This is a genomic window from Streptomyces sp. SP17BM10, from assembly GCF_036322405.1.
Classification (GTDB): Bacteria; Actinomycetota; Actinomycetes; order Streptomycetales; family Streptomycetaceae; genus Kitasatospora.
This window is the reverse complement of sequence record NZ_JAQYXB010000526.1, coordinates 24555-51383: the sequence shown is the minus strand read 5'-3', so window position 1 is coordinate 51383 and position 26829 is coordinate 24555. Positions and strand designations below refer to the sequence as shown.

General features: G+C 71.8%; 26 protein-coding genes. 20 read left to right on the top strand and 6 right to left on the bottom strand.

The features are described from left to right. Positions 1 to 2 precede the first annotated feature (2 nt). The 9 genes from PUR71_RS10885 to PUR71_RS10845 all read left to right on the top strand — a co-directional run bounded on the left by PUR71_RS10885 (position 3) and on the right by PUR71_RS10845 (position 9149). A complete protein-coding gene (locus PUR71_RS10885; protein WP_329926517.1) occupies positions 3 to 833 on the top strand; it encodes a tryptophan 2,3-dioxygenase family protein in 831 nt (276 codons plus the stop codon). After that, the gene (locus PUR71_RS10880) at positions 830 to 2044 is read left to right on the top strand and encodes an aminotransferase class V-fold PLP-dependent enzyme (RefSeq protein WP_329926515.1); all 1215 of its coding nucleotides are present in this window, start codon (positions 830 to 832) and stop codon (positions 2042 to 2044) included. The genes PUR71_RS10885 and PUR71_RS10880 overlap by 4 nt, the downstream gene beginning before the upstream one ends. After that, the gene (locus PUR71_RS10875; RefSeq protein WP_329926514.1) at positions 2041 to 3429 is read left to right on the top strand and encodes a tryptophan 2,3-dioxygenase; all 1389 of its coding nucleotides are present in this window, start codon (positions 2041 to 2043) and stop codon (positions 3427 to 3429) included. The genes PUR71_RS10880 and PUR71_RS10875 overlap by 4 nt, the downstream gene beginning before the upstream one ends. Beyond that, positions 3426 to 5072, top strand: a complete 1647-nt coding sequence (locus PUR71_RS10870) for an FAD-dependent monooxygenase (RefSeq protein WP_329926512.1) — start codon at positions 3426 to 3428, stop codon at positions 5070 to 5072. The genes PUR71_RS10875 and PUR71_RS10870 overlap by 4 nt, the downstream gene beginning before the upstream one ends. 77 nt (positions 5073 to 5149) lie before the next feature. Next, complete coding sequence (gene ilvE, locus PUR71_RS10865) at positions 5150 to 6100, top strand: branched-chain-amino-acid transaminase (RefSeq protein WP_329926510.1); 951 nt, start codon at positions 5150 to 5152, stop codon at positions 6098 to 6100. Between the two features lies 1 nt (position 6101). Further along, on the top strand, positions 6102 to 6953 hold the full coding sequence (locus PUR71_RS10860) for a cyclase family protein (protein WP_329926508.1): 852 nt from the start codon (positions 6102 to 6104) through the stop codon (positions 6951 to 6953). Between the two features lie 41 nt (positions 6954 to 6994). Beyond that, positions 6995 to 8302, top strand: a complete 1308-nt coding sequence (locus PUR71_RS10855) for an MFS transporter (protein WP_329926506.1) — start codon at positions 6995 to 6997, stop codon at positions 8300 to 8302. A 50-nt stretch (positions 8303 to 8352) separates the two neighbouring features. Then, entirely contained in the window at positions 8353 to 8580 is a 228-nt protein-coding gene (locus PUR71_RS10850) for a chorismate mutase (RefSeq protein WP_329926504.1), read from the top strand. Continuing rightward, positions 8577 to 9149: a hypothetical protein gene (locus PUR71_RS10845; RefSeq protein WP_329926502.1), complete on the top strand. Its 573-nt coding sequence runs from the start codon at positions 8577 to 8579 to the stop codon at positions 9147 to 9149. Before PUR71_RS10850 ends, PUR71_RS10845 begins: the two co-directional genes overlap by 4 nt. A gap of 6 nt (positions 9150 to 9155) precedes the next feature. On the opposite strand, the gene PUR71_RS10840 is transcribed toward PUR71_RS10845, so the two are convergent. Further along, complete coding sequence (locus tag PUR71_RS10840; protein WP_329926500.1) at positions 9156 to 10184, bottom strand: helix-turn-helix transcriptional regulator; 1029 nt, start codon at positions 10182 to 10184, stop codon at positions 9156 to 9158. A 155-nt stretch (positions 10185 to 10339) separates the two neighbouring features. Here PUR71_RS10840 and PUR71_RS10835 point away from each other — a divergent pair, with 155 nt between their 5' ends. Both PUR71_RS10835 and PUR71_RS10830 read left to right on the top strand, forming a co-directional pair. Continuing rightward, positions 10340 to 10516, top strand: a complete 177-nt coding sequence (locus PUR71_RS10835; protein WP_329926498.1) for a hypothetical protein — start codon at positions 10340 to 10342, stop codon at positions 10514 to 10516. A 303-nt stretch (positions 10517 to 10819) separates the two neighbouring features. Next, on the top strand, positions 10820 to 11584 hold the full coding sequence (locus tag PUR71_RS10830) for an FG-GAP-like repeat-containing protein (protein WP_329926496.1): 765 nt from the start codon (positions 10820 to 10822) through the stop codon (positions 11582 to 11584). A gap of 353 nt (positions 11585 to 11937) precedes the next feature. On the opposite strand, the gene PUR71_RS10825 is transcribed toward PUR71_RS10830, so the two are convergent. Beyond that, on the bottom strand, positions 11938 to 12306 hold the full coding sequence (locus tag PUR71_RS10825) for a winged helix-turn-helix transcriptional regulator (RefSeq protein WP_329926494.1): 369 nt from the start codon (positions 12304 to 12306) through the stop codon (positions 11938 to 11940). A gap of 53 nt (positions 12307 to 12359) precedes the next feature. Here PUR71_RS10825 and PUR71_RS10820 point away from each other — a divergent pair, with 53 nt between their 5' ends. The 3 genes from PUR71_RS10820 (at position 12360) to PUR71_RS10810 (ending at position 16789) form a co-directional block, all read left to right on the top strand. Then, on the top strand, positions 12360 to 13247 hold the full coding sequence (locus tag PUR71_RS10820) for an NAD(P)-dependent oxidoreductase (protein ID WP_329926492.1): 888 nt from the start codon (positions 12360 to 12362) through the stop codon (positions 13245 to 13247). Positions 13248 to 14475: 1228 nt separating this feature from the next. Further along, positions 14476 to 16344 carry an APC family permease gene (locus PUR71_RS10815; RefSeq protein WP_329926491.1) on the top strand — a complete coding sequence of 623 codons (1869 nt, stop codon included), beginning with the start codon at positions 14476 to 14478 and terminating at the stop codon, positions 16342 to 16344. Positions 16345 to 16579: 235 nt separating this feature from the next. After that, complete coding sequence (locus tag PUR71_RS10810; RefSeq protein WP_329926489.1) at positions 16580 to 16789, top strand: hypothetical protein; 210 nt, start codon at positions 16580 to 16582, stop codon at positions 16787 to 16789. 249 nt (positions 16790 to 17038) lie between these two features. Here the strand turns inward: PUR71_RS10810 and dnaK are convergent, their stop codons facing one another. Next, positions 17039 to 18895, bottom strand: a complete 1857-nt coding sequence (dnaK, locus tag PUR71_RS10805; protein WP_329926487.1) for a molecular chaperone DnaK — start codon at positions 18893 to 18895, stop codon at positions 17039 to 17041. A 326-nt stretch (positions 18896 to 19221) separates the two neighbouring features. Between dnaK and PUR71_RS10800 the strand changes: the two genes are divergently transcribed. Next, the gene (locus PUR71_RS10800; RefSeq protein ID WP_329926486.1) at positions 19222 to 19410 is read left to right on the top strand and encodes a hypothetical protein; all 189 of its coding nucleotides are present in this window, start codon (positions 19222 to 19224) and stop codon (positions 19408 to 19410) included. 293 nt (positions 19411 to 19703) lie between these two features. Here PUR71_RS10800 and PUR71_RS10795 read toward each other — a convergent pair whose 3' ends face one another. Continuing rightward, positions 19704 to 21383 (bottom strand): serine/threonine-protein kinase, encoded by a 1680-nt coding sequence (locus PUR71_RS10795; RefSeq protein WP_329926484.1) that lies wholly within the window; start codon positions 21381 to 21383, stop codon positions 19704 to 19706. Positions 21384 to 21450: 67 nt separating this feature from the next. Continuing rightward, positions 21451 to 23052 (bottom strand): alpha/beta hydrolase, encoded by a 1602-nt coding sequence (locus tag PUR71_RS10790; RefSeq protein ID WP_329926482.1) that lies wholly within the window; start codon positions 23050 to 23052, stop codon positions 21451 to 21453. A 326-nt stretch (positions 23053 to 23378) separates the two neighbouring features. On the opposite strand from PUR71_RS10790, the gene PUR71_RS10785 reads away from it, so the two are divergent. From PUR71_RS10785 to PUR71_RS10765, 5 genes are all read left to right on the top strand, one after another. Further along, a complete protein-coding gene (locus PUR71_RS10785) occupies positions 23379 to 23513 on the top strand; it encodes a response regulator (RefSeq protein ID WP_329926480.1) in 135 nt (44 codons plus the stop codon). Between the two features lie 251 nt (positions 23514 to 23764). Continuing rightward, the gene (locus PUR71_RS10780; protein ID WP_329926478.1) at positions 23765 to 23953 is read left to right on the top strand and encodes a hypothetical protein; all 189 of its coding nucleotides are present in this window, start codon (positions 23765 to 23767) and stop codon (positions 23951 to 23953) included. Between the two features lie 7 nt (positions 23954 to 23960). Further along, positions 23961 to 24563, top strand: a complete 603-nt coding sequence (locus PUR71_RS10775; RefSeq protein WP_329926476.1) for a 3'-5' exonuclease — start codon at positions 23961 to 23963, stop codon at positions 24561 to 24563. Positions 24564 to 24682: 119 nt separating this feature from the next. Beyond that, complete coding sequence (locus PUR71_RS10770; protein WP_329926474.1) at positions 24683 to 25009, top strand: MazG-like family protein; 327 nt, start codon at positions 24683 to 24685, stop codon at positions 25007 to 25009. Next, a complete protein-coding gene (locus PUR71_RS10765) occupies positions 25006 to 25254 on the top strand; it encodes a hypothetical protein (RefSeq protein WP_329926473.1) in 249 nt (82 codons plus the stop codon). The genes PUR71_RS10770 and PUR71_RS10765 overlap by 4 nt, the downstream gene beginning before the upstream one ends. A gap of 132 nt (positions 25255 to 25386) precedes the next feature. On the opposite strand, the gene PUR71_RS10760 is transcribed toward PUR71_RS10765, so the two are convergent. Beyond that, positions 25387 to 26595, bottom strand: a complete 1209-nt coding sequence (locus PUR71_RS10760; protein WP_329926471.1) for an IS701 family transposase — start codon at positions 26593 to 26595, stop codon at positions 25387 to 25389. Between the last annotated feature and the right edge of the window lie 234 nt (positions 26596 to 26829).

Sequence of the window (26829 nt, the reverse complement as noted above, 5' to 3'; positions counted from 1 at the left end):
CCGTGTCCAAGGACTACTCGGTTCCCGTACTCGACGGAGAAGGGGACAACGACTACACGCGCTACATGCGCACCGACACCCTGCTGTCGCTGCAGCGCCGGCCGGAGGACGTGATCCACCGGGACGAGTTGCTCTTCCAGGTCGTCCACCAGTCGACCGAACTCTGGCTCAAGCTGGCCTGCCACGAGGTCGAGGAGGCCGCCCGGCAGATCGACGCCGGACGACTGGACACCGCGGCCCGGCTGCTCGGCCGCGCCTCGCTCAGCGCGCGGCTGACCGCCGACCAGCTGGAGATGATGCGCCACCTCGCCCCCTGGGACTTCCAGATCATCCGCACCGTCCTCGGCCACGGCTCGGGCTTCGAGTCCCCGGGCTGGAAGGCGGCCCGGCAGGTCAGCCAGGAGCTCGACAAGTCGTTCCGCCGGCTGGTCGAGGCGCGCGGCACCGACCTCGTGGAGGTCTACCGCAGCGGTCACGACACCGCCGAGTACCGGCTGGCCGAGGCGATGATCGACTGGGACGAGCGGATCTCGCTGTGGCGCACCCAGCACTACAAGATGGCCACCCGCGTCATCGGGCACTCCGTCGTCGGCACCAAGGGCGCTCCGGTCGAGTTCCTGGCCAAGCTGATCGGCCACAAGTTCTTCCCGCAACTGTGGGAGCTGCGCACGGAGTTGACGCTGACCGGCCCCCTGGGGGACGCCGAGGCCTCGCCCGAGTTCGCCGAAGGAGCCGAGAAGGCCGAGGACGGTGCGGAAGCCGCGCCGGCGTCAGGAGCCGCACCGGACGCCCCGCTGGTCTGCCCGATGAGCGGCGCCGGGGCCGGGGTGTGAACGGCGCCGACGGCGCCGCCACCCCGTCCCCCGTCACCGCGGCCGCCTTCCGCCGCGCGTTCCCCATGCTGGAGCGCACCGTCCACCTCGCCAGCTGCAGCCTCGGGGCCCGTTCCGACGCGGTGGACGCGGCGGTGGAGCGGATGCGGGAGGCCATGGCGGCCCACGGCGCCCCGTGGCACCGGTTCGAGCAGGAGGTCACGGAGAGCCGGCAGCGCTTCGCCGCGCTGATCGGCGCCGCTCCGGAGCAGGTCGCGATCGTGCCCAACGCCTCCGTCGGCGCCTACCAGGTGGCCTCCACGCTCGCCTACGGCACCCGGACCGACATCGTCACGACCGTCGAGGAGTTCCCCTCCGTCGCCCACGTGTGGCTCGCCCAACGGCCGCGCGGGGCCCGGGTGGTGTTCACCGGCGACCGGGAGACCGGGGAGGTCCGGGCCGCCGACTACGCGGCGGCCCTGGGGAGCGGGACCGCCCTGGTGTCCGTCCCGATGTCGACGTACCAGTACGCCGAGCGGCCGCCGGTCGCGGAGATCGTGCGGGCCGGCCGCGAGGCCGGCGCGCTGACCTTCGTCGACGCCTACCAGGCGGTGGGCGTGATGCCGGTGGACGTCGCCGAGATCGGCTGCGACTACCTGGTCTGCGGCACGATGAAGTACCTGCTCGGACTGCCCGGCCTGGCCTTCCTCTACGCCCGCGACGGCCTGGCCGGCGATCAGGACCCGCAGCTGACCGGCTGGTTCGGACGGGTCGAGCCGATGGCGTTCGACCCGGAGCTGCTCGACTTCCCGACCGGTGCCCGGCGCTTCGAGACCGGCACGCCCGCGGTGCCCGCGGTGTACGCCGCCAACGCCGCGCTGGAGCTGTTCCGGGGCACCGACCCGGCCGCCGTGCGGCGCCACATCGGCGGCCTGATCGAGCTCGCGGCGACCACCCTCACCGACCGGGGCGAGCGGGTCCGCACCGCCCGCGCCCCGGAGTTCCAGGGCGCCCACCTGAGCCTGTACGACGCCGACCCGGCCGCCCTCGCCGGCTGGCTGGCCAGCCGGGGCATCGCCGTCAGCCCGCGCGGGCCGGTCGTGCGCCTGTCCTTCCACTACTACAACTCCACGGACGACGTGGCGGCCCTGTGCCGGGCCCTGCGCGAGTACCGCGCGCAGACGCGGCGCCGCCCTCCCGTCCCCCTCCCGAAGGCGAGACCCTCAGCGTGAAAGAGCTGACCGACTGGCTGGCCGATCCCGTACCCGGCCGGTTCCCCTACTCCGCGGTGACCGACGAGTTCCACGGCGTCGGCAAGCACTTCGTCTCCGACGGGACGCTCAAGTCCCTGGCCCTGGCCCGCGAACGGCTCGCCGAGCAGGCCACCGGGGCCACGGATGCCGAACGCCTGCTGCTCGCACGGTTCCTGGACACCGCGCTCGACAAGTGGGACGGCGTCTACGACTACCCCAGCTACACGTCCCTCTCCGTGCTCGGCCTCCCCACGGCCGACGACGGCCCGGCCGCCGCCGACGCCGCCCGGACCACCCGCGACCGCCTGACCGTCCAGCTCCTCGCCGATCTGCTGCGCTTCGAGCTCGACGCCGCCGCCGGCCGCACCGCCTGGCTGCCGCAGATGCGCCCCGACGCCCGGCTGGTGGAGAAGCGCTGCCGGCTCGCCGTCCGCGTGGCCTCGCCCGCCCTCGCCCGGCTCGGGTACGAGGGGCGGCTCACCGCCGACGACCCGGCCGGACAGGCCGCCCAGCTCTGGGAGTTCGCCGACGGCGAGCTGCTGGACCCGCACGAGCGCCGGGTGCTGAAGCTCAGCATCATGCCGGTGTACGTGTCGCACGACGAGCACATGTTCATCCGGGTGCTGCAGACCTTCGAGACCACCTTCGCGCTGCTGGCGCTCAGCATCCGCACCGCCATCGGCCACCTGGACGCCGCGCGGACCCGGGAGGCGGCCGACCACCTCGCCGTCGCCGAGACCGTCCTCGCCGAGTCGGCCCCGCTGTTCTCTCTGCTGGCCACCATGCAGGTCGAGTCGTTCCGCACCTTCCGCGACTTCACCGAGGGCGCGAGCGCCATCCAGTCCCGCAACTACAAGCTGGTCGAGTCGCTGTGCCGGGTCCCCGACCAGGACCGGCTGGACTCCCCCGCCTACCGCTCCACCCCCGAGGTGCGCGAGCGGATCCTGGCCGGCCAGCCCACGCTCGACGAGGCCTGCGCCGCCGCCCGCACGGACGCCCGGTTCACCGCCGCCGACCACGAGCTGCTGACCGCCGCGATGCTCGGCTTCGCCGGCGCCCTGCGCCGCTGGCGCCAGACCCACTACCGGCTCGCCGTCCGGATGCTCGGCGCCCGCTCCGGCACCGGCGCCACGGAAGGCACCCCGTACCTCAGCGCGGTCCGGACGATCCCGGTGTTCCGCAGCGTCACCGAGGCCCCGGACGCCCCGGAGGCCCCGGCGGTCGCGGAGGCCAAGGAGGCCACCGCCCCCACCTGCCCGATGGGTTCGACCGCCGCCTCCGTCACCCCCACCCCCACCTGCCCCATGGGCTCGTCCCGCCCCTCCGGCTCCGCCGCCCACCCAGAGAGCGAGAAGGCAGCATGAACAGCGACCTGATCCCCGTCGGCATCGTCGGCGCCGGCCCCGTGGGCCTGGCCCTCGCCGCCCGCCTGGCCTCCTTCGGCATCCCGAGCGTGCTCTTCGAGCGCGATCCCGAGCTGCGCAAGCAGGGCTCCAAGGCCTGCCTGATCCAGGGCGACGTGCTGGAGGTCCTCGACAAGTTCGGCTGCGCGGAGACCATCGGCGCCGAGGGCATCACCTGGACGACGGCGCGCACCTACGTGCGCGGCAAGGAGATCCGCGCCGCCGAGCACACCCGCCGGATCGGCTACGGCCCGTTCGTGAACATCTCCCAGTACCGCATCGAGCAGCTCCTGCTGGCGAAGGTCGAGTCCGACCCGCTCAGCGAGGTCCGCTGGGCCCACGAGATCACCGGCGTCGAGCAGGACGGCGACAGCGTCACCGTGACGGCCGCCACCCCGGACGGCCCGCGCGCCCTGCGCTGCCGGTACGTCGTCGCCTGCGACGGCGTGCGCAGCCCGATGCGCGGGCTCACCGGGGTCGAGTGGACCGGCTACAGCCACAAAGACCGCTTCCTGATCACCGATCTCAAGGTGAAGCTGCCGCTCGCCAAGGAGCGCCACTTCCACTACGACCCGCCGTTCAACCCGGGCCGCCAGCTGGTCATGCACCCGCAGCCGAACGACATCTGGCGCATCGACTGGCAGCTCGCCCCCGGCACGGACATCGAGGCCGAGCGCGCCGACGGCCGCTTCGACGCGCGCGTGCGCGCCGTCATCGGCGACGTCGACTACGAGATCGACTGGGTGTCCACCTACCGCTTCCACCAGCGCGTGGTGGAGAAGTTCCGCCTCGGCCGGATCTTCTTCGCCGGCGACTCCGCCCACTCCCTGCCGCCCTACGGCTCCCGCGGCATGAACAGCGGCATCCAGGACGCGGACAACCTCGCCTGGAAGCTCGCCCTGGTCATGCAGGGCAAGGCCGAGGACGCCCTCCTCGACACCTACCACGACGAGCGCCACGCGGCCGCCAAGGAGAACCTGGCCGTCACCGAGGCCACCATCACGTTCATGGTGCCGCCGACGCTGGCGCGCCGGATCGCCCGCAAGGTGCTGCTGACCCTCTCCCGGCCCTTCCAGGGCGCCCGCGACAAGGTCAACAGCGGCACGATGGCCGAGCCGCACACCTACGTCGCCTCCCCGGTGGTCGAGTCCGCCGAACGCCACCCGCTGCTGGGCGCCTTCGCCCCCGACGCGCGGATCACCGCGCCCGGCGCCTCCCGCGTCCGCGAGCTGTACGGCGCCGGGTTCACCGGCCTCTACTTCGCCCCGGACCGCGACACCGCCCGCGCGTTCGCCGAGCGCGCGCTGGCCGACACCCGCGGCCTCACCGCCGGCCTGGTCGTCGTCCTGCGCGAGGGCGAACTCGCCGTCCCGGCCGCCGGTCCCGCCACCGACATGCCCGAGGGCGTCACCGTGCTGCGCGACCGCGACAACGTGCTGCGCGAGGCCTACCGGGCCGACGAGGGCACCTGCCTGATCGTCCGGCCCGACGGACACGTGGCCGCGCTCGTCGACGCCGGCCGGCCCGCGGCGTTCGGCGCCGCGCTCGCCCGCTGCGCCGCGGCCACCGCGCCGGCCGCCGCGCGCGTCCCCGTCCCCGCGTGACCGCCGCTGCGTGCCGCCCCCGCCTGACCGCCGCGCCCGTCTCCCCCTCTTCCAGTGACCCGCACCAGGAGCACCCAGTGACCACCCCACCCCAACTCCCCACCCACGCCTGGCTCAACGGCACCGTCGTCGGCTGGGACGAGTGCACCGTCCACGCCCGCTCGCAGGGCGCCTTCTGGGGCGCGAACGTCTTCGAGGGCCTGCGCGCCTACCGCCGCCCCGGCCAGGCCGGCCTCGCGGTCTTCCGCATCGACGAGCACCTCGCCCGCCTGCGCCGCTCGATGAAGAGCCTGCGGATGGAGATCCCCTTCTCCGACGCCGACCTCAAGCAGGGCGTGCTCGACGTCCTCGAGGCCAACGCCTTCGAGGAGGACGTGCACGTGTGCGTCGTCGCGTACTTCAACATGGGCCCGAACGCCGACCCGCTCAGCCACACCGACGACGCCGGCGTCCACATCACCTCGACCCGAGCCCCCCGCGGCCGCGGCTTCGAGCAGGGCCTCGCGGCCACCGTCTCCTCCTGGCGCCGGATCAGCGACGACTCGATGCCGCCGCGCATCAAGGCCGGCGCCAACTACCACAACAGCCGTCTCGCCCACCACGAGGCGATCCGCAACGGCTACGACACCACGCTGCTGCTCAACCAGCGCGGCAGCGTCTCCGAGGCGCCCGGCTCCTGCGTGGTGATGCTGCGCGACGGCAAGCTCGTCACCCCGCCCGGCACCAGCGGCGTCCTCGAAGGCATCACGGTCGCCACCATCGGCGAGATCGCCCGCCGCGAGCTCGGCATCCCGATGGAGCGCCGCGAGGTCGACCGCACCGAGCTCTACGGCGCCGACGAGATCTTCGTCGCCGGCACCCTCGCCGAGGTCGCCCCGGTCACCAGCCTCGACCGCATCGCGGTCGGCGACGGCGTCCCCGGCCCGACCGTCCGCAAGCTCCAGGAGCTGTACGACGCGGTGGTCCGCGGTCAGCACCCGGACTACCAGCACTGGTCCACCATCGTCCACACCACCGGAGAGAAGTGACATGCCCGCCACCACCGCGCCCACCGCTGTCGAGCCCACCACCTGTGCCGTCACCGACACCGCCACCGACACCGACGCCGCTGCCGACGCCCAGCCGCTCGCCCCGCTGCTGACCGGCCTGCTCGACGGCTCCGTCGAGGTGATCGACCTCACCTCGCCGCTGTCCGAGCAGACCCCGCTGATCCAGCTCCCGCCCGAGCGCGGCCAGCCGTGGCCCTTCGCCCGCGAGGCCATCAGCCACTACGACGAGGCCGGTCCGACCGTCTACTGGAACAACATCCGCCTCTCCGAACACACCGGCACCCACTTCGACGCGCCGATCCACTGGATCACCGGCAAGGACCTCGACGACGTCTCCCAGGTCCCGCCGCAGCGCCTGGTCGGCCCCGCCTCCGTCCTGGACTTCTCGGCGCACGCCGCCGCCGACCCCGACTTCCTGCTCCAGCGCCACCACGTCGAGGCCTGGCAGGAGGAGCACGGCCCGCTCGCGCCGGGCGGCTGGCTGCTCTACCGCACCGGCTGGGAGCAGCGGCAGGGCTCCCAGGAGGAGTTCCTCAACGGCCGGCACACGCCCGGCATCGCCCCCGACTGCGCCCGCTGGCTGGCCGAGGAGACCCCGGTCATCGGCGTCGGCGTGGAGACCGTCGGCACCGACGCCGGCCAGGCCGGCGAGTTCGAGGACCAGCCCTACCCCTGCCACTGGTACTTCCACGGCGCCGACAAGTACGGCATCACCCAGCTGCGCAACCTGCACCGGTTGCCCCCGCAGGGCGCCGTGATCATCGCCGCGCCGCTGCCCATCGTCGGCGGCTCGGGGAGCCCGGCCCGGGTCCTCGCCCTGGTCCCCCGCTGATCCCTGCTGATCCCCGCCCGCCCCTCAGGAAGGTCCCGCCCATGCCCCGGAGCCCCGTCGACCCGGCCGTGCTGCGCCGCAGGTCGGTCAACCGCATCGTGGTCCTGCACGGCCTGTCGTCGTTCTGCTACGGGATGGTCTTCCCGTTCATCGGCATCCACCTGGCGTCGCTGCCGGCCGTCGGCACCACCGGGGTCGCGGTCTACTACGGCGTTTCCGGCCTCGCCAACCTGGCCGTCTCGCTGCTGCTCGCCTCGGCGGCCGTGCGCGTGCCCCGGCACGCGTTGGGCATCCTCGGCCTGCTGCTCTGGCTCGGCTGCTTCCTGCTGCTGGCCGGGGGCGGCACCCTGACCGGCACGGCCGCGGCGGCGGTGCTGGGGGGCGCCGGCCAGGGCTGCTTCATGGCGGCCATCATCCCGATCGTCAACTCCCTGGTGCCGCCGGAGGAGCGGCGCCGGGTGTTCGCCCGGCGCTACCAGGTCCTCAACGCGACCCTCGCGGGCGGTTCGCTGGTCGCCGGGCTGTTCCTCACCGTCTTCTCCGACCGGGCCATCACCTGGCTCCTGGTGGCGAACGCCGTCGGCTACCTGCCGGTGGCGCTCGCCCTCGCCCTGGCCCGCCGGGTCCCGGCCGTCCCGGAGAACACCGGGAGCGGTGAGAACACCGGGAGCACGGAGAGCGGCGACGGAAGCGAGACCGCCGCGAGCGACGACCGCACCGGCTCGCTCGGGGTCGGCCTGCTCATCCGGGCCTCCCTCGGCGCCGCGCTGTTCCAGTTCGGGGCCTACCTCTTCGGCTACAGCCAGTTCGAGGCCACCGCCCCGCTGGTCGCCGACCGGCTCATGGACACCGGCATCGGCTGGGTCTCCGTGATGCTCACCCTCAACGTCGTGGTCATCGTGACGCTCCAGCGCCCGATCACGAAGCTGCTGGAGAAGCGCCCCGAGGAGCAGGGGCTGCGGATCGCCGTCGCGCTGTGGGTGGCGGGTCTCGCCGCCGCCGGTGTCACCGCCCTCGGACCGGGCCCGCTCCGGCTGGCCGGACTGCTGCTGTACGCGATGCTCTTCGCCCTCGGCGAGTGCGCGTACTCCTGTTCCTTCCATCCCTGGCTGATCTCCCGGGTGCCCGAGCGCGAACTCACCCGCGCCAACGCCCTGTGCAACTCGATGATGGGCATCGGCATGTTCTTCGGCCCCTCGATCGGCGTCACCCTGATCGGCACCGGACAGGCGGCCTGGGTGTGGCTGCCGCTCGCCGGCCTCTGCGGCACCGTCGCCCTCACCACCGTGCGCCGCCGCCGCTCCCGCACCGCCACGACCGTCGCGCCCGACCCCCTGCCCGTCGGCTGACGCCGTCGGCCGCACCGCACCCTTCGACCCCACCGACCCCGGAGCACCGCATGCCCGACGACATCGCGACCCTCGACCGGCAGATCATCCGGCTCCTCGGCCGCCGCACCGCCGCCGCCAGACAGCAGATCCACGCCCGGGTCGCCTCCGGCGGCTCCCGCACCTCCCTCGCGGAGGAGAACCTGGTCATCGACCGCTACCGCGAGGAGCTCGGGCGTCCCGGGGTCAACCTGGCGCTGCTCGTGCTCGGCCTCCCCGAGCGGCTGCCGGCCCGGTGAGCCCCGCCCGCACCGCGAGCGACGGACGGGCCGTCCGCTGCTACGTCTTCGCCCGCGCGAGCGGCACGGACGCCGGGCACGCGTGGTTACTCGGCCTCCTGCCCGGTACGGGCACCGGCCCCACCGCCGGCCTGCCCGGCGAGCACGTGCCCGACGGCACCGACCCGGCCGCCGCCGCGCTGCACGCCGTCTCCCGGCTGACCGGCACCACGGCGTCCCGGGTCACCCCGCCGGTGTCGCCCCTGGAACGCCCCTGGACGGCCGGGACGGTCCGGCCGACGGTCCCGCCGTGGTGGGTCCGAGCCTCGGAGGACGGCCCGTACGGGACCGAGTACGAGTACGTGCTGACGGTGCCCGGCGCCCCGCCGGCCGGCCTGCGGTGGCTGACCCCGGCCGCCGCCCGCGCCCGCGCACACCCGCAGGACGAGAACCTGCGGCTCGCGGCGGCGCTCGGCGGGGTCATGGAGGAACTGGTCGGCGGGCGGATCACCCCGGCCGTGATCCGCGCGATGACCGTGGGCCACAGCCGCCGCGGGCTGGGCGGCCCCCGGACCGCCCCCGAGTGGTGAGACCTCCTACCGATCCGAGATGCCGACCTCGTCCAATCCGACCAGGTATCCCGTCTGGAACCGGCTCTTGGCGTCGAGGGTGCGCATGATCTCGGCCACGTGCCGCTGGACGGTGCGCATCGACATGCCCAGCCGGCGCGCGATGGACTTGTCGTCCAGCCCCTCGGCCAGCAGCCGGACGATGGACTGGCGCAGGTCGTCCGAGATCTGTTTGGCCCACTCGCGGTCGAAGCCCACCGGGAAGGGGGCGGCGGCCCGCCAGGCGGTCTCGAAGGAGGAGACCATGAAGGCGACGAGGTTGGGCTCGTACACGACGAGCGCGTGCGCGGAGTTGCCCTGCACGCTCACCACGGCCACCTTGCGGTCGTAGATCAGCATGCGGTCCGGGCCGTCGGCCAGGGTCCGCACCTGCGCGCCGCGCTCCATCATCCACTCGGCGAACTCCACCGTGTGCTGGCTGTAGCGGGCCGGGTGCTGGTAGATCGACCGGCTGCTGACCCCGCGCTCCAGCAGCCGCCCCATGCTGGCGCGGGCCTTGAGCAGCGCTTCCGGATCCCGGGCGCCGCCCGGCTGCACGTGGAGCGCCTCGGTGCGGCAGTTGTCGGCCAGCCCGTCGATCAGCCGCCGGACGTCCTCGAGGTCGGTCAGGACCTCCACCTCGGCGCGCTGCCGGCCCTGCCGCCCGTTCTGGTAGCAGGGGCCCAGCGCGGCGAAGGTCGTCCGGATCCGCTCGACGTCCTCGGACTGCTGACGGATCCGGCGCTCCATCGGCCACAGCAACTGGCCGGCCGCGAACTCCGGCGAGACCACGGCGTACCGGCACGCCTCGTCGGCGTCCCGGCGCAGCAGGCGCAGCGCCTCCAGGTGCTCCAGGGCCCGCGCCAGCTCCGGCCGCGCCAGCCCGAGGGCGTCGCCCGCCTCCGTGGGGGTGAACGAGGGGACGGCGGCCGCGTACTCGTAGAGCCGCAACCCGTCCGGCGTCAGCTCCCCCGCCGGGCCGCCCCCGCCTTCGGCGCCCAACTCGCCATACTCCATCGCTTCTGTCCCCCTTCGTGTTTACGACAGACGTGAATACCGCATGTCAGAGCACCTCCCCCGGCCCCCGGCGGCACGGCAAGCTGATCACGAGAGAAGGCGACCGGAACAGTCCGGTCCGCATTTCACCAGATCACCCAGAACAGGACCACCCCATGCAGTCGCTCTCCGTGCGCGTCGCCCTCGTCGCCTCCACCCTCACCGCCGCGCTCGCGCTCATTATCGGCCACACCGGCACCGATTCGGCCACCCCCCACATCACCGCCGACAACGGCTGGTCCGCCCCCGCCCCGGCCAGCGTCACCGGTGCCGCCGACAACGGCTGGTCCTGATCCACCCAACCCCCCACCGGGCCCGCCAAACCCCCCGAACCCCCACATCCCACCCAGCGGGCCCGGTAACCCCCGCCGCCACGCCGGCGCCGAGTCGATCCCCTGGTCGCCGCGTTTGAACGCCAAGGCCTGCGCGTGTTCGTCGACCACGCCGCCGTTCCCGGTCCCCGCCTCCGCCGCCGGCGGCTGATCCCGACGGCACCCGACTTCGGCCGTCCCGCACCTCACGCAGCAGGTGGTCCAGCACCTCCAACTCCGGAGTGCGACCGGATCTACGAGGGCCGGCCCGGCGTCGCGGTGGTCATGGAGGGCGTCGTCCCGACCACCCAGGGCCTCCAGAGCCCGCCGGCCGCCTCCAACGACCGGGTCCGGCGGCTGCAGGCGGTCGAGGCCCGGGCCGGGCACTCCTTCCAGTACGTGGACCCGCCCGCCCTGACCCCGGCCGAGATGTCCGACCGCCTCCACCCGAACGACAGCGGCTACGGCCGCATGGCGCAGGCGTTCTACACCGGGCTGGACCAGTCGTACTCGGCCGGAGCGGCGCGGGCCTCCGTGGCGTCGAACACCGCCAGCGAGTCGGGCGGTCTCGGCCGGGTCCGGTACGCGGACTTCGACGGCGACGGCAAGGCCGACTACCTCAGCATCGCCGCCAACGGCGCGGTCAGCGCCTGGCTGAACAGGGGCGGCGACGGACACGGCGGTTGGCAGCCCGTCGGCCAGGTCGCCTCGGGTCTCACCACGGACCCGAGTCGCGTGCGCTTCGTGGATGTCGACGGTGACGGGCGGGCCGACTACGCGGCGATCGACCCGGACGGTTCGGTGCACGTCTACCTGAACAGGGGCGGTGACCCGGCCGGAGGCTGGTTCGACCTCGGCATCGTCGCCACCGGTCTGACCACCGACCAGAGCCGGGTGCGCCTCGCCGACTTCGACGGTGACGGCAACGCGGACTACATCCGCACCGATCCGCCGTCCAACGCCGCTCTCGTCTACAGCTGGAACGGCGGCGACGGCCACGGGGGCTGGAGCGACCTCGGCCAGGTGGCCGGCGGCGTGCCCACCGGCTGACCGTACGCACCCCGAGCCTGCCCTCCTCCTGCCCGGTCCCCTGGTGGAGCTTCCAGGCGGCCTGTGCGTAGGCCAGGGCACGCCTGTTGCGGCCCTGCTGGCCGAGGGCCCTAGGCAGGCTCAACGCTGAGGAGGGTCTGCGAAACACGAGATTCCCCAGGCTCGGTGGCATACCGGATCGAGGTCAACCGGGGGAGGGCTGATGGCCGGATGGTCATCATGTCCGCGGACTCGGCTTGTCGCCTGGTGACCATCGCGTCGCTGCCCAGTAGCCACTTTTTTGTGCGTACTGGGCAGCGACGTGCGGTGGGACAAGACTGGTGTCCGTAAGCACGAAGGGAGATGGCAGCAGGTCAGGAGAGCGGCGGTTCGACCTGTCCGGCCTGCTCGGCCGTCATACGGTCGAGGCGCTCGTGGCCCAGGTCGGAGACCGGGCCGAGTGCGCCGGAGAGGCGGCGGCCGAAGTCGGTCAGGGAGTAGACCGTCTTCAGCGGAAGGACGTCGTGCACCTCGCGGTGCACCAGGCCGTCGGACTCCATCTCGCGCAGGGCCTGGGTGAGGACCTTCTCACTGAGGCCGGGCAGCCGTCGGCGGAGCTCGGCGGGGCGATGCGGGCCGGCCTCCAGCAGCCAGAGCAGGGACGTCTTCCACTTGCCGTCGATCACGGCGATCGCAGCCGTCACCCCGCACACGTTCGGGTTCGCGGCCTGACTGCGCGTCATCTCTTCCCCCCAGGGTCGCCGTTGTCCACCACCATGTCTACAGGAGATGAAGTATGCCCACCAACCACGCCCAGCCCACCGTCACCGTGCTCGGCCTCGGGCCGATGGGACGCGCCCTGGCCGGCGCCTTCGTGGACGCCGGCGTCCGCACCACGGTCTGGAACCGCACCCCGGGCCGGGACGCCACGCTGGTCGCCCGGGGCGCGCTGAGCGCGGCCACGGCGGAGGAGGCCGTGGCCGCGAGCGAGCTGACCGTCGTCTGCGTGGTGAACTACGACGCCTCGGACGCCGTGCTGCGCCGTACGGAGGTCGAGGCCGCGCTCAAGGGCCGGGCGGTGGTCAACCTGACCGCCGACTCGCCGGACCGGGCCCGGTCCACGGCCGCTTGGGCGGCGGAGCACGGCGTCGAGTACCTGGACGGCGCCATCATGACGCCGGCCCCGAGCATCGGCACCCCGGAGGCGGTCTTCATCCACAGCGGGCCGGCCGACCTCTACGAGCGGTACGCGCCGGTGCTGGCGGTGCTCGGCGGCACCCACACCCACCTCGGCGAGGACATCGGCCGGGCGGCCGGCTTCGACATCGCGCTGCTGGACATCTTCTGGACGGCGATGGCCGGGTACGTGCACGCGCTGGCGCTGGCCAAGGCGGAGGGGATCAGCGGGCGGGAGCTGGCGCCGTTCGCCCAGGGGATCGGTGCGATCCTGCCCCCACTGTTCGCGGAGTTCGCCGAGGACTTCGACAGCGGCAGCTATTCGGGCGCCATCAACCCGCTCACCTCGGGGGTATCCACCATGGCCCACATCGTGCACACCGCCGAGTCGCACGGCATCGAGTCCGGGGTCATGCGCGCGGCCGAGGGTCTGGTCCGCCGGACCATGGGCCTCGGCCACGGCGAGGACGGGGTGAGCCGCCTCGCCGAGGTGCTGGCCCGACGCTGAACCGGCTCCGCAGTCGGCGAGTCCGGCCGCGGTGCCGCGCCAGATGCCGGCGGGCAGGGAGCCACGGTTGCGGTTCTCGGAGCCGACGAGCCAGGCCTTGTCACCCTCGAACTTTCCGGGGTGGTCATTCCGTTGTCCTCGGCCTGGGCGTCCTTCCCGATCCGTGTTTCGAAGTCGGCCAGATTCTCCACGCCCTTGATCGCGCACCGCAGCCGGTGGGACGCGTGGGTGTGCTGGCCGAAGAGGCCCCGCCGGCCGGGATGCCCGCAGAGCAGTCGCCGCCATGTGCGCCGCCACCTTCGCCACCGCCGGACGCCGGTGAAGGCGGTCCTCCACCGAACCGTGACACGCGGCCCCGCCGCAGAAAAGGCCGTTCCCCGCATCGCTGCGGGGAACGGCCTTCCGGCCTGCATGAGCATAACGCCGACCGGGGCAGCAGGATCTGCATCTGTGCCCCTTCCCCCCAATTCACCCTGTGATCTTTCCCGCCGAAAAGGCGGACACTTTTTCGATCACGAGCCGCACAGCCAGGGATCCTGCCTCAGTGATCTGCATATTCGCCTCCTCGCGATCGTCCTACCGGTAACTTCTCCCGGTACTTTCGAGGATACTCCCTACTGCGATAATTCGAGCCCACCGTGCACATTGATATGTGAAAATTCCTCCGCGTGGAGTTAGCCCAGAAATTCCACCCGAGAGATTTCCTGCGCCTCACCCCACAGTCGCAGGCGCCGAGTCGGGGCCGCCGGTCCGGATCCGGGTGAGGCGAGCGAGGCACGGCCCTGCGCTCCGAGCACGAGACAGCCTGCGTGCGCCGTGCCCCCGGCAGGGGACGCCATGCGTCACACTGTGTGCCGTGTCGGAGACGAGTCGAGGTGGCGAGGGCGGCGCACCGAGCCCCGACGCCCTGCTGTCGGCGCTCGACGCGGAGCAGCTCGAGGTGTTGCGACGGGTGGGGCTCGAGTGGGGTCGGGTAGCCGGGGATCAACAGGCATGGCGGCATGCGCTGCCGGTGGATCCGGATCTCGGTCGTTATCCCGCTCCTTCGGAGATCCGGCCGGTCCGCTTCGGTCGTTTCGTGCGGGTCGCCGCGGTTGGCGGAGGACCGCCTGCGGTCGAGGCGACCAGCGAGGACACACGGACCTCCCGGCTCGGCCGGGTCGGTACCGGGGTGCGACACGTGGTGCTCGGGGCTCCGCTGAGAAGCTCCGCGATCGCGCATGAGCGGATGCGCAAGCTGGTGGCGTTGCCGGTGCTCTCCGCCGACGCGCTCTCCTCGGTCGCGTACGGGCCCGAGGCGATGCTGGGCGTCCTCGTCCTGGCTGGTGCCGCGGGTTTGCGGTACTCGGTGCCGATCGCCGTGACGATCGTGTTCCTGATGCTCGCGGTCGGGGTGTCGTACCGTCAGACGATCCGGGCGTATCCGCACGGCGGCGGTTCGTACATCGTCGCCACCGCCAACCTCGGCCGCGTTCCCGGGTTGGCGGCCGCTGCCGGACTGATGACCGACTACATCCTCACGGTCGCGGTCTCGATCGCCTCCGGCATGGCGGCGATCACCTCGGCGATCCCCTCGCTCCAAGGCGACGTCGTGCCGATCGGCGTCGCCGTGATCGCCGTGCTGCTCGCCGGGAACCTCCGCGGTGTGCGGCAGGCGGGTGCACTGTTCGCCGCACCGACCTACGCCTTCGTGATCGCGGTCCTGACGCTCGTCGCCGTGGGTCTGTCCGACGCGGCCGGCCGCGGTTTCCACCCGGCGGCGACACCGCAGCTGACCGCGACCGAGGGCGTCAGCCTGCTTCTGGTCCTGCGTGCCTTCGCCTCGGGTTCGACGGCGATGACAGGCATCGAGGCGATCTCCAACGCGGTGCCGGCCTTCCAGCCGACCGAGTGGCGCAATGCCCGCACGACACTGACCTGGATGGTCGGCCTGCTCGTCGCACTGTTCGCCGGCACGGTCACACTCGTCCACCTCGACGGCATCGTCCCGAACTCACGGGAGACGGTCCTGTCGCAGCTCGCCCATCGCACCTTCGGCTCGGGCTTCGGCTACGTGTTCACCCAGGCCTCCACCGCCGCGATCCTGCTCCTCGCGGCCAACACCGCCTACAACGACTTCCCCCGCGTCCTGTTCCTGCTGGCCCGTGACAGCCAGGCACCGCGGATCTTCCTGCGACTGGGCGACCGTCTGGCCTTCAGCAACGGGATCATCCTGCTCTCGGTCGCCGCGGCCGCCATCTACGCGGCGTTCGGCGGCAAGAGCGGCCCTCTGATCCCGCTCTATGCCGTCGGCGTCTTCCTCGCCTTCACTCTGTCGCAGGCCGGCATGGTCGTTCACTGGTGGCGCCTGCGCGACCGCCACTGGCGCAAGAGCCTGGCCTTCAACGCCACCGGCGCCCTGCTCTCGGCGGTCGTCCTCATCACCGCCGGCATCACCAAGTTCACCGAGGGCGCCTGGTTCGCCGTGCTCACGGTGGGACTGTTCGTCCTGGTGACGACACGCATCCGACACCACTACGACACGGTCGGCGGGGCGACCGCCCTGCATCCGCATGCCGTCGAAGTCCCCAGCCGTACGGTCACACCGCCGAGTTCGGAGGGGCGCACGGCACGAGGCACCGCACGGACATCGGGCACCGCGACCGGAGCAACGTTCGAGACCACGGCTGAAGCCGAGAGCGAGGAGACTCCCGAGGAGATCCACCCCCTGTCGATCGTGCCGATCGCCACCCTGGACCAGGCCGGCATGCGCGCCCTCGCCTACGCCGCCTCGCTCCAGCAGCCGGTCCTCGCGCTCCACATCAGCTCCAGCGCGGACGAGGCCCAACGCTTCCGCGCGTACTGGAACCTGTGGGGCGACCACCTACCCCTGAAGATCGTCCTCTCGCCCTATCGCGCGATCGTCGCACCGCTGGTCAACTACATCGAGTCGCTGCACCGCCAGCGCCCGGACCTCACCCTGACCGTCATCCTCCCGGAGATCGTCGTACGGCACTGGCGCCACCGCCTCCTGCACAACCGTCTCGCGGCCAGGCTACGGAGAGCGCTGCGCCCCCTGCCGAAGGTCGTCGTCACGACCGTCCCGTTCCACGTGTAGGACAGCGGCGGCACCGAGCAACCCGACGTGTCCGATCGCGCGCAGTGGCACATCCGCTTCGCCGGGCCACCGGGACGGTTCCGCGTCCGCCCCGGAAAGGCCGACCCTCGGCACGGGGCACGACGGATAGTCGGTCCCCGGGCCGACCAGGGCACGGAGGTGGGCTCCAGGCCCCTTGGGCGGGCATGACGGGGCTCCGGTGGTGGGCCCGGGCTCGGACCTGGACAATGTGGTCATGGCAAGCCTTGAGGCGAACCCCGGAACAGTGCATCTGGCCCATGGGGCGGGATACGTCAGCCCCGGCGTTGCGCTCAGCGAGTCGGTCGGGGGCATCATTCGTATCGACGAGCACGGATGGGTGCACGTTACTCAGAAGGACGGTTCTCGGGTGTCGTTCCCGCCGCATGCTGTGGAACGCATCGACTGGGGCGAGGACGCTTCCTAGACACGAGGCTCCGAGCCTTGCCGCGGGCAGAGCACGGCCGCCCCGTTACGCGAAGGCGCCTGTGCCGTGCCAGTGAGAACGCCGCGGGGCGCACCGTCCACCCACGGCCGCCGGCCCGCCACCGCGAGCCGGCGGAGCGCCCCGGTGGGCGGGCCTGTCGGGGCGGGACCGGACCGTCGTGACCGGAGGGTGGCCGCTGTCACGGATGACGCCCCCAGGGCGTCCGTCCCGCCGGGTCGGCGGGCCGGCTCATCCGGGGGCTCCTTTCGGAGTCTGGTCGTCGACGATCTCCGCATCGACGACCTCCTCCTCGTCACCGCTCTGCGTCGGGCCGGTGCCGGCGGCGGCTTGGGGGCCGCCGGCCTGGGCGTAGAGGGCGGTGCCGATCCTCTGCGCGACGGTGGCCGCGCGCTCCATCGAGGTGCGGATGGCCGTGCTGTCCTCGCCCTCGAGCTTGTCCTTCAGGTCCGCCAGGGCCCCGTTGACCTCGGCCGTGACGTCTGACGGGATCGTGTCCGGGTTGTCCTGGAGGAGTTTCTCGGTGGAGTAGACGAGGTGTTCGGCCTGGTTTCGGGTCTCGGCGGCCTCCTTGCGGCGACGGTCCTCCTCGGCGTGCTGCTCGGCCTCGCGCATCATGCGCTCGATGTCCTGCTTGGGCAGGGAGGAGCCGCCGGTGACGGTCATCCTCTGTTCCCGTCCGGTGCCGAGGTCCTTGGCCGCGACGTGCATGATGCCGTTGGCGTCGATGTCGAAGGTGACCTCGATCTGCGGCAGCCCGCGCGGCGCCGGCGGCAGGCCGGTCAGCTCGAACATTCCGAGCTTCTTGTTGTACGCGGCGATCTCGCGCTCGCCCTGGAAGACCTGGATCTGCACGGACGGCTGGTTGTCCTCGGCCGTCGTGAAGATCTCGGAGCGCCGGGTGGGGATCGTGGTGTTGCGCTCGATCAGCTTGGTCATGATGCCGCCCTTGGTCTCGATACCGAGGGACAGCGGGGTGACGTCCAGCAGCAGGACGTCCTTGACCTCACCCTTGAGGACACCGGCCTGCAGGGAGGCGCCGATGGCGACGACCTCGTCCGGATTGACACCCTTGTGCGGGTCCTTGCCGGTCAGCTCCTTCACCAGGGCGGTGACGGCCGGCATACGGGTCGAGCCGCCGACGAGGATGACGTGGTCGATGCCGGACACCTTGATCCCGGCGTCCTTCACCGCCTGGTCGAACGGGGTCTTGCAGCGTTCCAGCAGGTCTGCGGTGAGCTGCTGGAACTCGGCGCGGGTGAGCTTCTCGTCCAGGTGCAGCGGGCCCTCGGCCGAGGCCGTGACGTACGGCAGGTTGATCGTCGTCTCGCTCGTCGAGGACAGCTCGATCTTGGCCTTCTCGGCGGCCTCGCGCAGACGCTGCACGGCCATCTTGTCCTTCGACAGGTCGATGCCGTAGCCGTTCTTGAACTGCTGGACGAGGTGGTCGACGATCTTCTGATCCCAGTCGTCGCCGCCGAGATGGGTATCGCCGTTGGTGGCTTTCACCTCCACCACGCCCTCGCCGATCTCCAGCAGGGAGACGTCGAAGGTGCCACCGCCGAGGTCGAAGACCAGGATCGTCTGGTCACTCTCCTTGTCCAGACCGTACGCGAGGGCCGCGGCGGTCGGCTCGTTGACGATGCGCAGCACCTTCAGGCCGGCGATCTCGCCGGCTTCCTTGGTGGCGGTGCGCTGGGAGTCGTTGAAGTAGGCGGGGACGGTGACGACGGCGTCGGTCACGTCCTCCCCGAGGTAGGCCTCGGCGTCGCGCTTGAGCTTCTGCAGTACACGGGCGGAGATCTCCTGCGCGGTGTACCGCTTTCCATCGACGTCACCGGCGTCGGGGAAGCGCCAGTGCGGGTCGCCCACGTGGCGCTTGACGGAGCGGGCGGTGCGGTCCACGTTCGTGACGGCCTGGCGTTTGGCGACTTCGCCGACCAGCACGTCGCCGCCCTTGGCGAACGCCACGACCGACGGGGTGGTGCGCGCCCCTTCCGCATTGGGGATGACGGTGGGCTCGCCGCCCTCCAGAACACAGACGACGGAGTTCGTGGTGCCCAGATCGATACCGACGGAGCGAGCCATCGCGGGGCCTCCTCCCGCACAAGCGGATTCCTGGGCCAATCCCCTCTCCCTCACTCGTAAAGCTTGAGTTGGTCGATGTCAAGGTCGTTCAGCGTCGGGCCGCCCATCTTGGGGCGGGAGGGCCCCGAACGCTCGGCGGTGAGGAGGCCGCCATGGCTTCCGTCTGTGGTAGGCGATCGCCCTGCCCGGTGCCCGGCACCCACACGCCGCCCGAGACGGTCGTCGTGCATTCGACCGCCGACCTCGGCCCGAACGGAGAGCCGGTCCGCACGCTCCGCCCGTGGGTGACAGTGGTGCGGCCGTGTCGTCCTCAGCATGGGTACGGCATGACGAACGCGCCGAAACCAGGGGTGAGCGGCCCTCGCGCGGCACAGCTCATCGACTGGGTCAACCGCGTCGAGCGATCGCAGGACGGGGTGCGGGCCGTGGTGCGCGCGCTTTCCCACGTCCTGGAGGAGAAACGGGGCGGTCGTACGAGCGACGGCGCGCCCCTGTTCCTGATCGAGTGGCGCTGAGACGCCCGAACCCCCGCCGCGGCTCTCCAGAGCGGCCGGATCGGTCCGGCGCGGACGGAGCACCGTGGCGATGTCGGGGCGGCCCGAGCGGCCGCGCCCTGAGGGGCGGCCCTCGCTCGGCGGGCTCGGCCCGCGTCCACGGACAGGTGGCGAGCCATGTCGGACGAAACCGGGTGGGCAGGGTCTTCCGGGGCGGGCGGCCTTCGCCCTCGCCCAGCAGGGCCGCACCCGGCGCGAAGGCAGCTCACGACGGTGGCGGTGCTCCAGCGACGGCCACCGGATGGGAGCGGAGGTCAGCTGTCGCTGCGGTAGTGGTCCATCGAGACCTTCACCGGGCCGTTGCCGGTCACGGAGATGACCCGCACGATCGCTATGGCGTGAGTGCTTCTCGATCGCACGCAGAAGGCTCGGCCGGCCGGCAGGTCACTGAAGTCGAGGGCCGTCGCCGGATGCCGGTCGATGGCCGTCGAGCAATCGGCCGGGGCTGGCCGCCCGCCGGGGGTGATGGCGGCGTCGCTTCCCGTCGGTATCAGGAACTCGTTGGCGTTGTGCCCCACGGACCACTCGGCGGACTGCGCGGGGATCAACCTGCCGGTCTCGATGTCGAAGTCGTAGGAGTCGTCGGGTGCGGTCAGGATTGCATCCGTGTACGCCGCGGTGTACGTGGCCGGGCTCGCCAGGTCGGTCGGCCTCGGGCCGTCGGCCGCCGGTGCCGGCGTGTCCGGGCCGGTGTCACCGGCCGTCGGGCTGTCGCCGACCGATCCCGTGGCGGCGAGGATCCGGTCGAGCCTGTCGGACAGGAGCACGCCGCCGACCGTGCCGCCGAGAGCCACCACCAACGCCGACAGCAGCAGTACCGTCTTCCGGGCTGCGCCCTTAGGGCGGGGCCTGCCCACCGCGGGTGGCGCGGGAGCGGCGACGGTCGGCAGTGGGGGCTGAAGCAGAGCGGTCGGCACCTCGGACAGGGGCTGCACAGCGCCGTAGGAGCCGGGCGGGGCCTGGGCGGCGACGACGTCGGGGGAGGACGCGGCGGCCAAGTCCTGCGGCAGGTCGGAGCGGCGGGTGATGTCGGTGCTGACCTGAGTGGGCAGCCAGTCGTCGGCGAAGCGCAGTCCGCCGCCTGCGGCGGGGTGGTTGCGGGCGGCCTCGATGATCTCTGCGGGGGTCGGCCGGTCCTCGGGCTGCTTGGCCAGGCAGCGCAGCAGCAGCGCGTGCAGGTCGCCCGGGACACGGCCGAGATCCGGCTGCTCGTTCACCACCCGGTACAGCACCGTGGTCTCCGGTCCCTCGCCGAACGGCTGGGTGCCGCCGGCGGTGTACGCCGCCAGAGAACCCAGCGCGAAGACGTCCGTCGCGGGCGTGACCGGCCTGCCCAGAGCCTGCTCGGGCGCCATGAAGGCGGGCGAACCGATCCGGAAACCGGTGCCGGTCAGCGCGACGGCGTCGGCCGCGCGGGCGATGCCGAAGTCGATCACGCGCGGACCGTCGGCCGCGAGCAGCACGTTGGCGGGCTTGAGATCCCGGTGCACGACTCCGGCGCCGTGGATCGCCTGCAGCGCCTCCGCGATCCCGCCCATCAGCAGCAGGACCGTGCGCGCCGGTAGCGCGCCGTGTTCCCGGACCACCTGTTGCAGCGACGGGCCCGGAACGTACGCGGTGGCCAGCCACGGCACGTCGTCGTCCGCGCCGGAGTCGATCACCTGGGCGGTGTACAGCCCATGGATCCGCCGGGCGTTGGTGACCTCCTGTGCGAAGCGCCACCGGAACTCCGTGTCCTGCGCGAACTCCGGCCGGACCGTCTTGAGGGCCACGGGCCGGCCACCGGGGGTGTAAGACAGGTAGACCCGCCCCATGCCGCCTGCCCCGAGCCGGGCGTGCAACCGGTAGCCGCCTACTTCGGCCGGATCGTCGGGCTGCAGGGGCTGGTAAAGCGTTGACGCGGGCAAGGAGTCCAGGGACATGTCGACGGGCATGTGGAAGGTCTCCAGTGGTGCGAGCTGTGAGCGGGGACGGGGGTGACGCGACGGGAGTGCCGACCGTTCAGCAGGCCGTGCCGCTCGGGACCGGCTTGAGGTCGATGAGGTAGGCGTCCACGGCGTCGTCGACGCAGGCGTTGCTGCGGCCGTAGGCGGTGTGGCCGGACCCCTTGAAGGTGAGCAGCATGCCGCCGGGCAGTTGGGCGGCGAGGCCCTGCGACCACGGGTAGGGCGTGGCCGGGTCGCCGGTGGTGCCGACGACCAAGGCCGGGGGCAGGCCCTTGGCGTTCACGCGGTGCGGCTGCTGCTGTCCGGTCGGCCAGTCCTTACAGGTGAGTTCGGCGAGCACGGCGGACGTGCCGAAGACTCCGGCCTCCTGGTTGGCGCGCTCCAGCAGCTCCCAGTAGGGCTGCGCGTCCCTCGGGTGCGGCTGGTCGAGGCAGTTGACAGCGGTGATGGCGACGGAGGAGTTGTCGGGCGCCTGCCCGCCGGAGCTGCCCGGGTCGGAGCTGTCGTCCTGGGCGGGCTGGGCGGATATGCCGGGGCTGGCGATCTCGGCGAGTTTCGTTCCGTCGCCGCCCCGCGCGGCGCGCAGCGCCTCGGACAGGTCCTGCCACTGGGACTCGGGTGTGTACATCGACTTGGTGAGGGCGGTGAGCAGCATGTTCTGGTCGAGCCGCTCGGTGGTGCCGTTGATAGGCAGCGGGTGCTTGGCCGTCCGCCGGTGCAGGTCGGTGATCACCTTGTGGATGCCGTCCGGGGTGGTGGCGGGGCAGGCGTCGTGGACCACGGTGGCGCACTTCTGAGCGTAGTCGTCCACCGACTTCCGGAAGGCTTTGCCCTGCTGGAGGGTGGCCTCGGACCAGTCGAGTGAGGGGTCGACGGCGCCGTCGAGGGCGAGTGCGCGGACCCGGTGCGGGAACAGTTCGCCGTAGACGGTGCCGAGGTAGGTGCCGTAGGACCAGCCGAGGTAGCTGAGCTTCTCGTCGCCGAGGGCCGCGCGCAGCACGTCCATGTCGCGGGCCGCGTCCAGTGTCCCGACGTGCAGCAGGATGGCTCCGCTGCGGGCCTTGCAGGAGGCGACCTGCTTCTCGGCGTCCGCGAGCGCGGCGCTGCGTTCGGCAGCGGTCTTCGGATACGCACTCATCGAGGCGGAGTCGGATTCGGGCTGGTCCTGGTCGGCGAAGTCGGAGGAGCCGCAGTCGACGGCCGGCTTGCTGCCGGCCACGCCCCGGGGGTCGAAGCTGACAATGTCGAAGCGGGCGCGCGCCCGTTCGCTGAAGAAGGAGAGGCCGCCGGACTTCAGCTGCTCGACCCCGGATTCGCCCGGTCCGCCGGGGTTGAAGACCAGGGAGCCCATGCGCCGGGCGGGGTCCGCCGTGACGGACCTGGCCAGTGGCAGGGTGAAGGTCTGACCGGTCTCCGGGTGCGCGTAGTCCACCGGGACGGTCAACGTGGCGCACTGGAGCTCGCCGCACGTGGTCCAGGTCGGCTTCTGCCGGTAGAAGGTCTGCAAAGCGCTCTGCTGCGCGGAGCCGGTCAGCGCGGTATCGGTGCTCTCGGCAGCTGTGTCCCCGGACGCCGGGATGCATCCGGCAAGTGCCGTGACGCCGAGTGCGGCCATGGTCAGGATCAGGCCGACGCGCTTGCTCGTCGGGTGCTTCATGGGGGGACTCCAGAGGGACTCGGCAGGTTGTTGCGCACGGCGGCTGCGGTGATTCGCGGCACCGGCACCACCTCGGCGGCCCGGGGCGGCTGGGCCGAAGGCTCCATCCGCCGGGCCGCCGGCGGTCCCCGGGCGCGTGGGGGATCGCGCCCGGGGGTGTCTCACGGCGCCGCGTGCCGGTCCGCCCAGGCACTTCCTGAGCGAACGGCCGCGCTGCTCGGCTCCTGCCGGTTCACTCCGCTGTGACCTCACAGATGATGGCCGGGCGAAGCTGAGGATTTGATGAGGGGCGGGCCCTGGCCGCACATCGGGCGATCCTGACCGCCGTGCGAATACTGGTGGCCGAAGACCACGATGACCTGCGGTTCGCCGTGGCCGCGGCACTGCGCAGCGAAGGGCCGGCCGTCGACGAGGTGGCCGATCTGCCGGCCGCCGACGAGGCGCTGTTCGTCACCGAATAGGCCGCCCGCGACGCCGTCGACACCATCGACAAGACCCTGAACGCGATCGACGGAACCAGGACCCCAATTCCCATCCCCCGACCGCGACCGACGAGCGACGAGCGACGAGCGACCGCACCCCACAGGCCCACAACCGACTCGCACTCATCAAGAGCCGTGACGCCATGACGGACACGAGTTACCCGGCCAAAAGCCCACCGCCGCAGAGCCACGCGACCACAACGCGACCACCAACTGACGGAGCATCAAAAATGCCGTCCCTCGCCCACCCGGCCGTCGCCGCCACCATGTTCCCCGCCGAACGGCACCAGCTCACCGAGACCGTGACCGCCTGCGGCCTGGACCAGGGCAATCTACCGGCCGACCTACAAACCGACGTTGCCACCGCCCTCGACCGCGCCGCCTCGGCGCTCACCCGCAGTCTGGCCGCCAGCCGATAGGGAACGCATGGACTACAGCGCTTGGCCCCGAGTTGTCGTCGTGGACGTGGAGGGCAACGGCGCCCAGCCGCCGGACCTGGTGGAGCTGGCCGCCGTCCCGGTGGTGAACGGCAGCCCGGTGTCCGCCTCCGCGCGCTCCACCCTGGTCCGCCCGCCCCGGCCGATCAGCCCGATGGCCACGCGGGTTCACGGCATCACGAGCCAGGACGTCGCCTCCGCGCCATCGTGGCCGCAGATCGGCGAGCGGGTGCGCGCCGATCTGGAGGGCGCGTGGATCGCCGCGCACAACGCCCACGTGGACTACGGCGTCTTGTCCCAGCACCTGCCGGGGTGGCAGCCGGCCGGGGTGCTGGACACCCTGCGCCTGGCGCGCGCGACCTACCCGCAGGCCGCCGGGTACGGCCTGGACGCGCTGATCGAGCTGTGCGGCATCGACCTGTCGGCCGTCCCCGGGAAGCGCCACCGAGCCGCCTTCGACGCCCACGCGGCCGCCCTGTTGCTGATCCACCTCGCCGGGCACCACGCCACCTGGACCGCTCTGCTGGCCGCTGCCGTCCCGCCTGGCCTGCCCGGCCACCCCCGGCCGCAGGAGGACCCGACCTTGTGGTGAGCGGCCCGGCCCGAATCGAAAACGTGGTCTTCGTGGTCTTCGACCCGGGCTCGCCGAGAACCGCCGGGAACCTCCCGGCGCTTGGATGCGAAATCGAACAGGGAGCAGGATCAACCCCCATGGAAGAGCTGCTGCAAGTCGCCAACTTGGTTGCTAATAAGCTGAATTCGCGTTTCACGGACGATCCCGAAAAGCTCCGGATGCTCCAAGGCCTCAAGGTCCAGGAGGAGGCCGGCGAACTCGCCCAGGCCATCATCGGAGCCTTGGGCCTCAACCCGAACAAAGGCCACTCCCACACCTGGGACCACGTGCGCGCCGAGGCGTGCGACACCGCCCTCACCGCTCTCGTCACGCTCTGCATGCTCGGCGGCGACCCCGAATGGTTCCTCACCGAGCACCTGCGCACCATCCGCACCAAGGCCGAGGGCTGGGAGGCAACCGCTTGAGCACCACGCCACAGCTCGACCTCACGGCCGAAGACGAGGCCGAGATGATGGGGTACCGCCCGCCCGAGAGCGACGCCGAACTCATCTCCGGCCGCAAGGCCAGCGTGCTGGCCACCGCCCACGCCCTACCCCGCCTGGTCCTCCTCGCGCTGCGCCTTGGCCGCCAGGCCGACCCGGGCTCCCTCACGATCATGCTGTCGCCTCGACGGCGAGCGCCTTCGACCTGCTGGCCATCCCCGGCATGATCACTCACCTGCTAGTAGTGCTTTGTTAGGTGGTGTCGTAGGTCTGCCAGGGGATGGGTTGTCGACAGGTGGGACAGGTCCCGGTCCAGGTGGTGACGAGGTGCTGGAGGAGTGCCAGGGCCTGGTAGAGGGTCAGGCCCTGGCAGGGGATTGTGGGTGGGTGCGCTGTTCGGTGAGGAACAGATGGGCGGCGCTGACCAGGGTGACGTGGCGGTGCCAGCCGATGAACGAGCGGCCCTCGAAATGGTCCAGTCCCAGACAGGTCTTCAGTTCGCGGTAGTCGTGCTCGATCCGCCAGCGTGACTTGGCGAGCCTGACCAGGTCCTTGGCGGGGATGTCGGCGGGCAGGTTCGAGATCCAGTACTTGACGGGCTCGGCCTCGCCGTCCGGCCACTGCGCGATCAGCCAGGTGAGCGGGATCGTTCCGTCGCCGGCAGGCTTGGGACGGCGTCCGGCCAGCCGGACACGCAGGAGGACGAAGTGCGAGCTCATCGCGGCTTTGGAGCCCTTGCGCCAGGTCACGCTGTGTCCGGCTCTGCGTCCCGCGGCCAGGATGCGCTCGCGCAGGGAGACCGGGCGGGTCCGGCAACGCGGCAGCGGGTGCGGGCCCAGGCCGCCGTAGGGCGGCTGGTACGGCTCGGCGCTCTCACCGTGGGCGGTCATCTCGCCCCTGACCTGGAGGACGTATGCCAGGTGGCGGTCCTCGAGCCCGTGGCGGAAATCCGCGTTCGCGCCGTAGCCCGCGTCGGCGACCACGGCCGCAGGTCGCAGGCCCGTGCCGGAGAGTTCGTCGAGCATCTCCAGTGCCAGGCGCCATTTCGGGCGGTGGTGTTCGTCCTCGGGGATCCGGCAGGCCGCGCGTCGCCGGGCCGCTTCGGGCCCGTCCCACGAGGTGGGCAGAAACAGGCGCCACGACAGCGGGCACGAGGCGGTGTCGGAGACGGCGTGGACGCTGACGCCGATCTGGCAGTTGCCGACCTTGCCCAGGGTGCCGGAGTACTGCCGGGCCACCCCGGGCGAGGCCGTTCCGTCCTTCGGGAAACCGGTGTCGTCCACCGCCCACACCTCGGGCCGCACCACTCGCACGGTCCGCCGGGCCAGCCGGGCGCGCACCTGTCCGACGGGCCAGGTCGAAGACGTCATGAACTGCTGCAACTGCTGATGATCGATCCCCGGACGCTCGGCCATGGGCTGCACCGACTTCCGCCGCCCGTCCAGCAGCAGCCCCCGCAGGTACAACCCGCCCTTGGCCCGCTGGTCACGCCGCACCAACGGCGCGAACACTTCAGCCGCGAACTCCTCCAACCGCCCCCAGGAGACGGCAAGTTCCCCAACCCTCATACAGTCAGCGAACTGCCAGGCACGCACCGCGACAAGACCAGCTAACACAAAGTACTACTAGTCGGCTTGGCGTGTGGTGATCGATTCCGATCGCGTTCCTTCGGTTGCTTGGATCGAACTCGCCCTGTCGTGGGGTCCGAGGAGCCTCCATCGTGCTGGAGGTACATCGGAGACACGCACCGACGGGTGATTCACGCCGCTTGCATGCGGTGGCCGACCGCCGCCCCAGGCGAC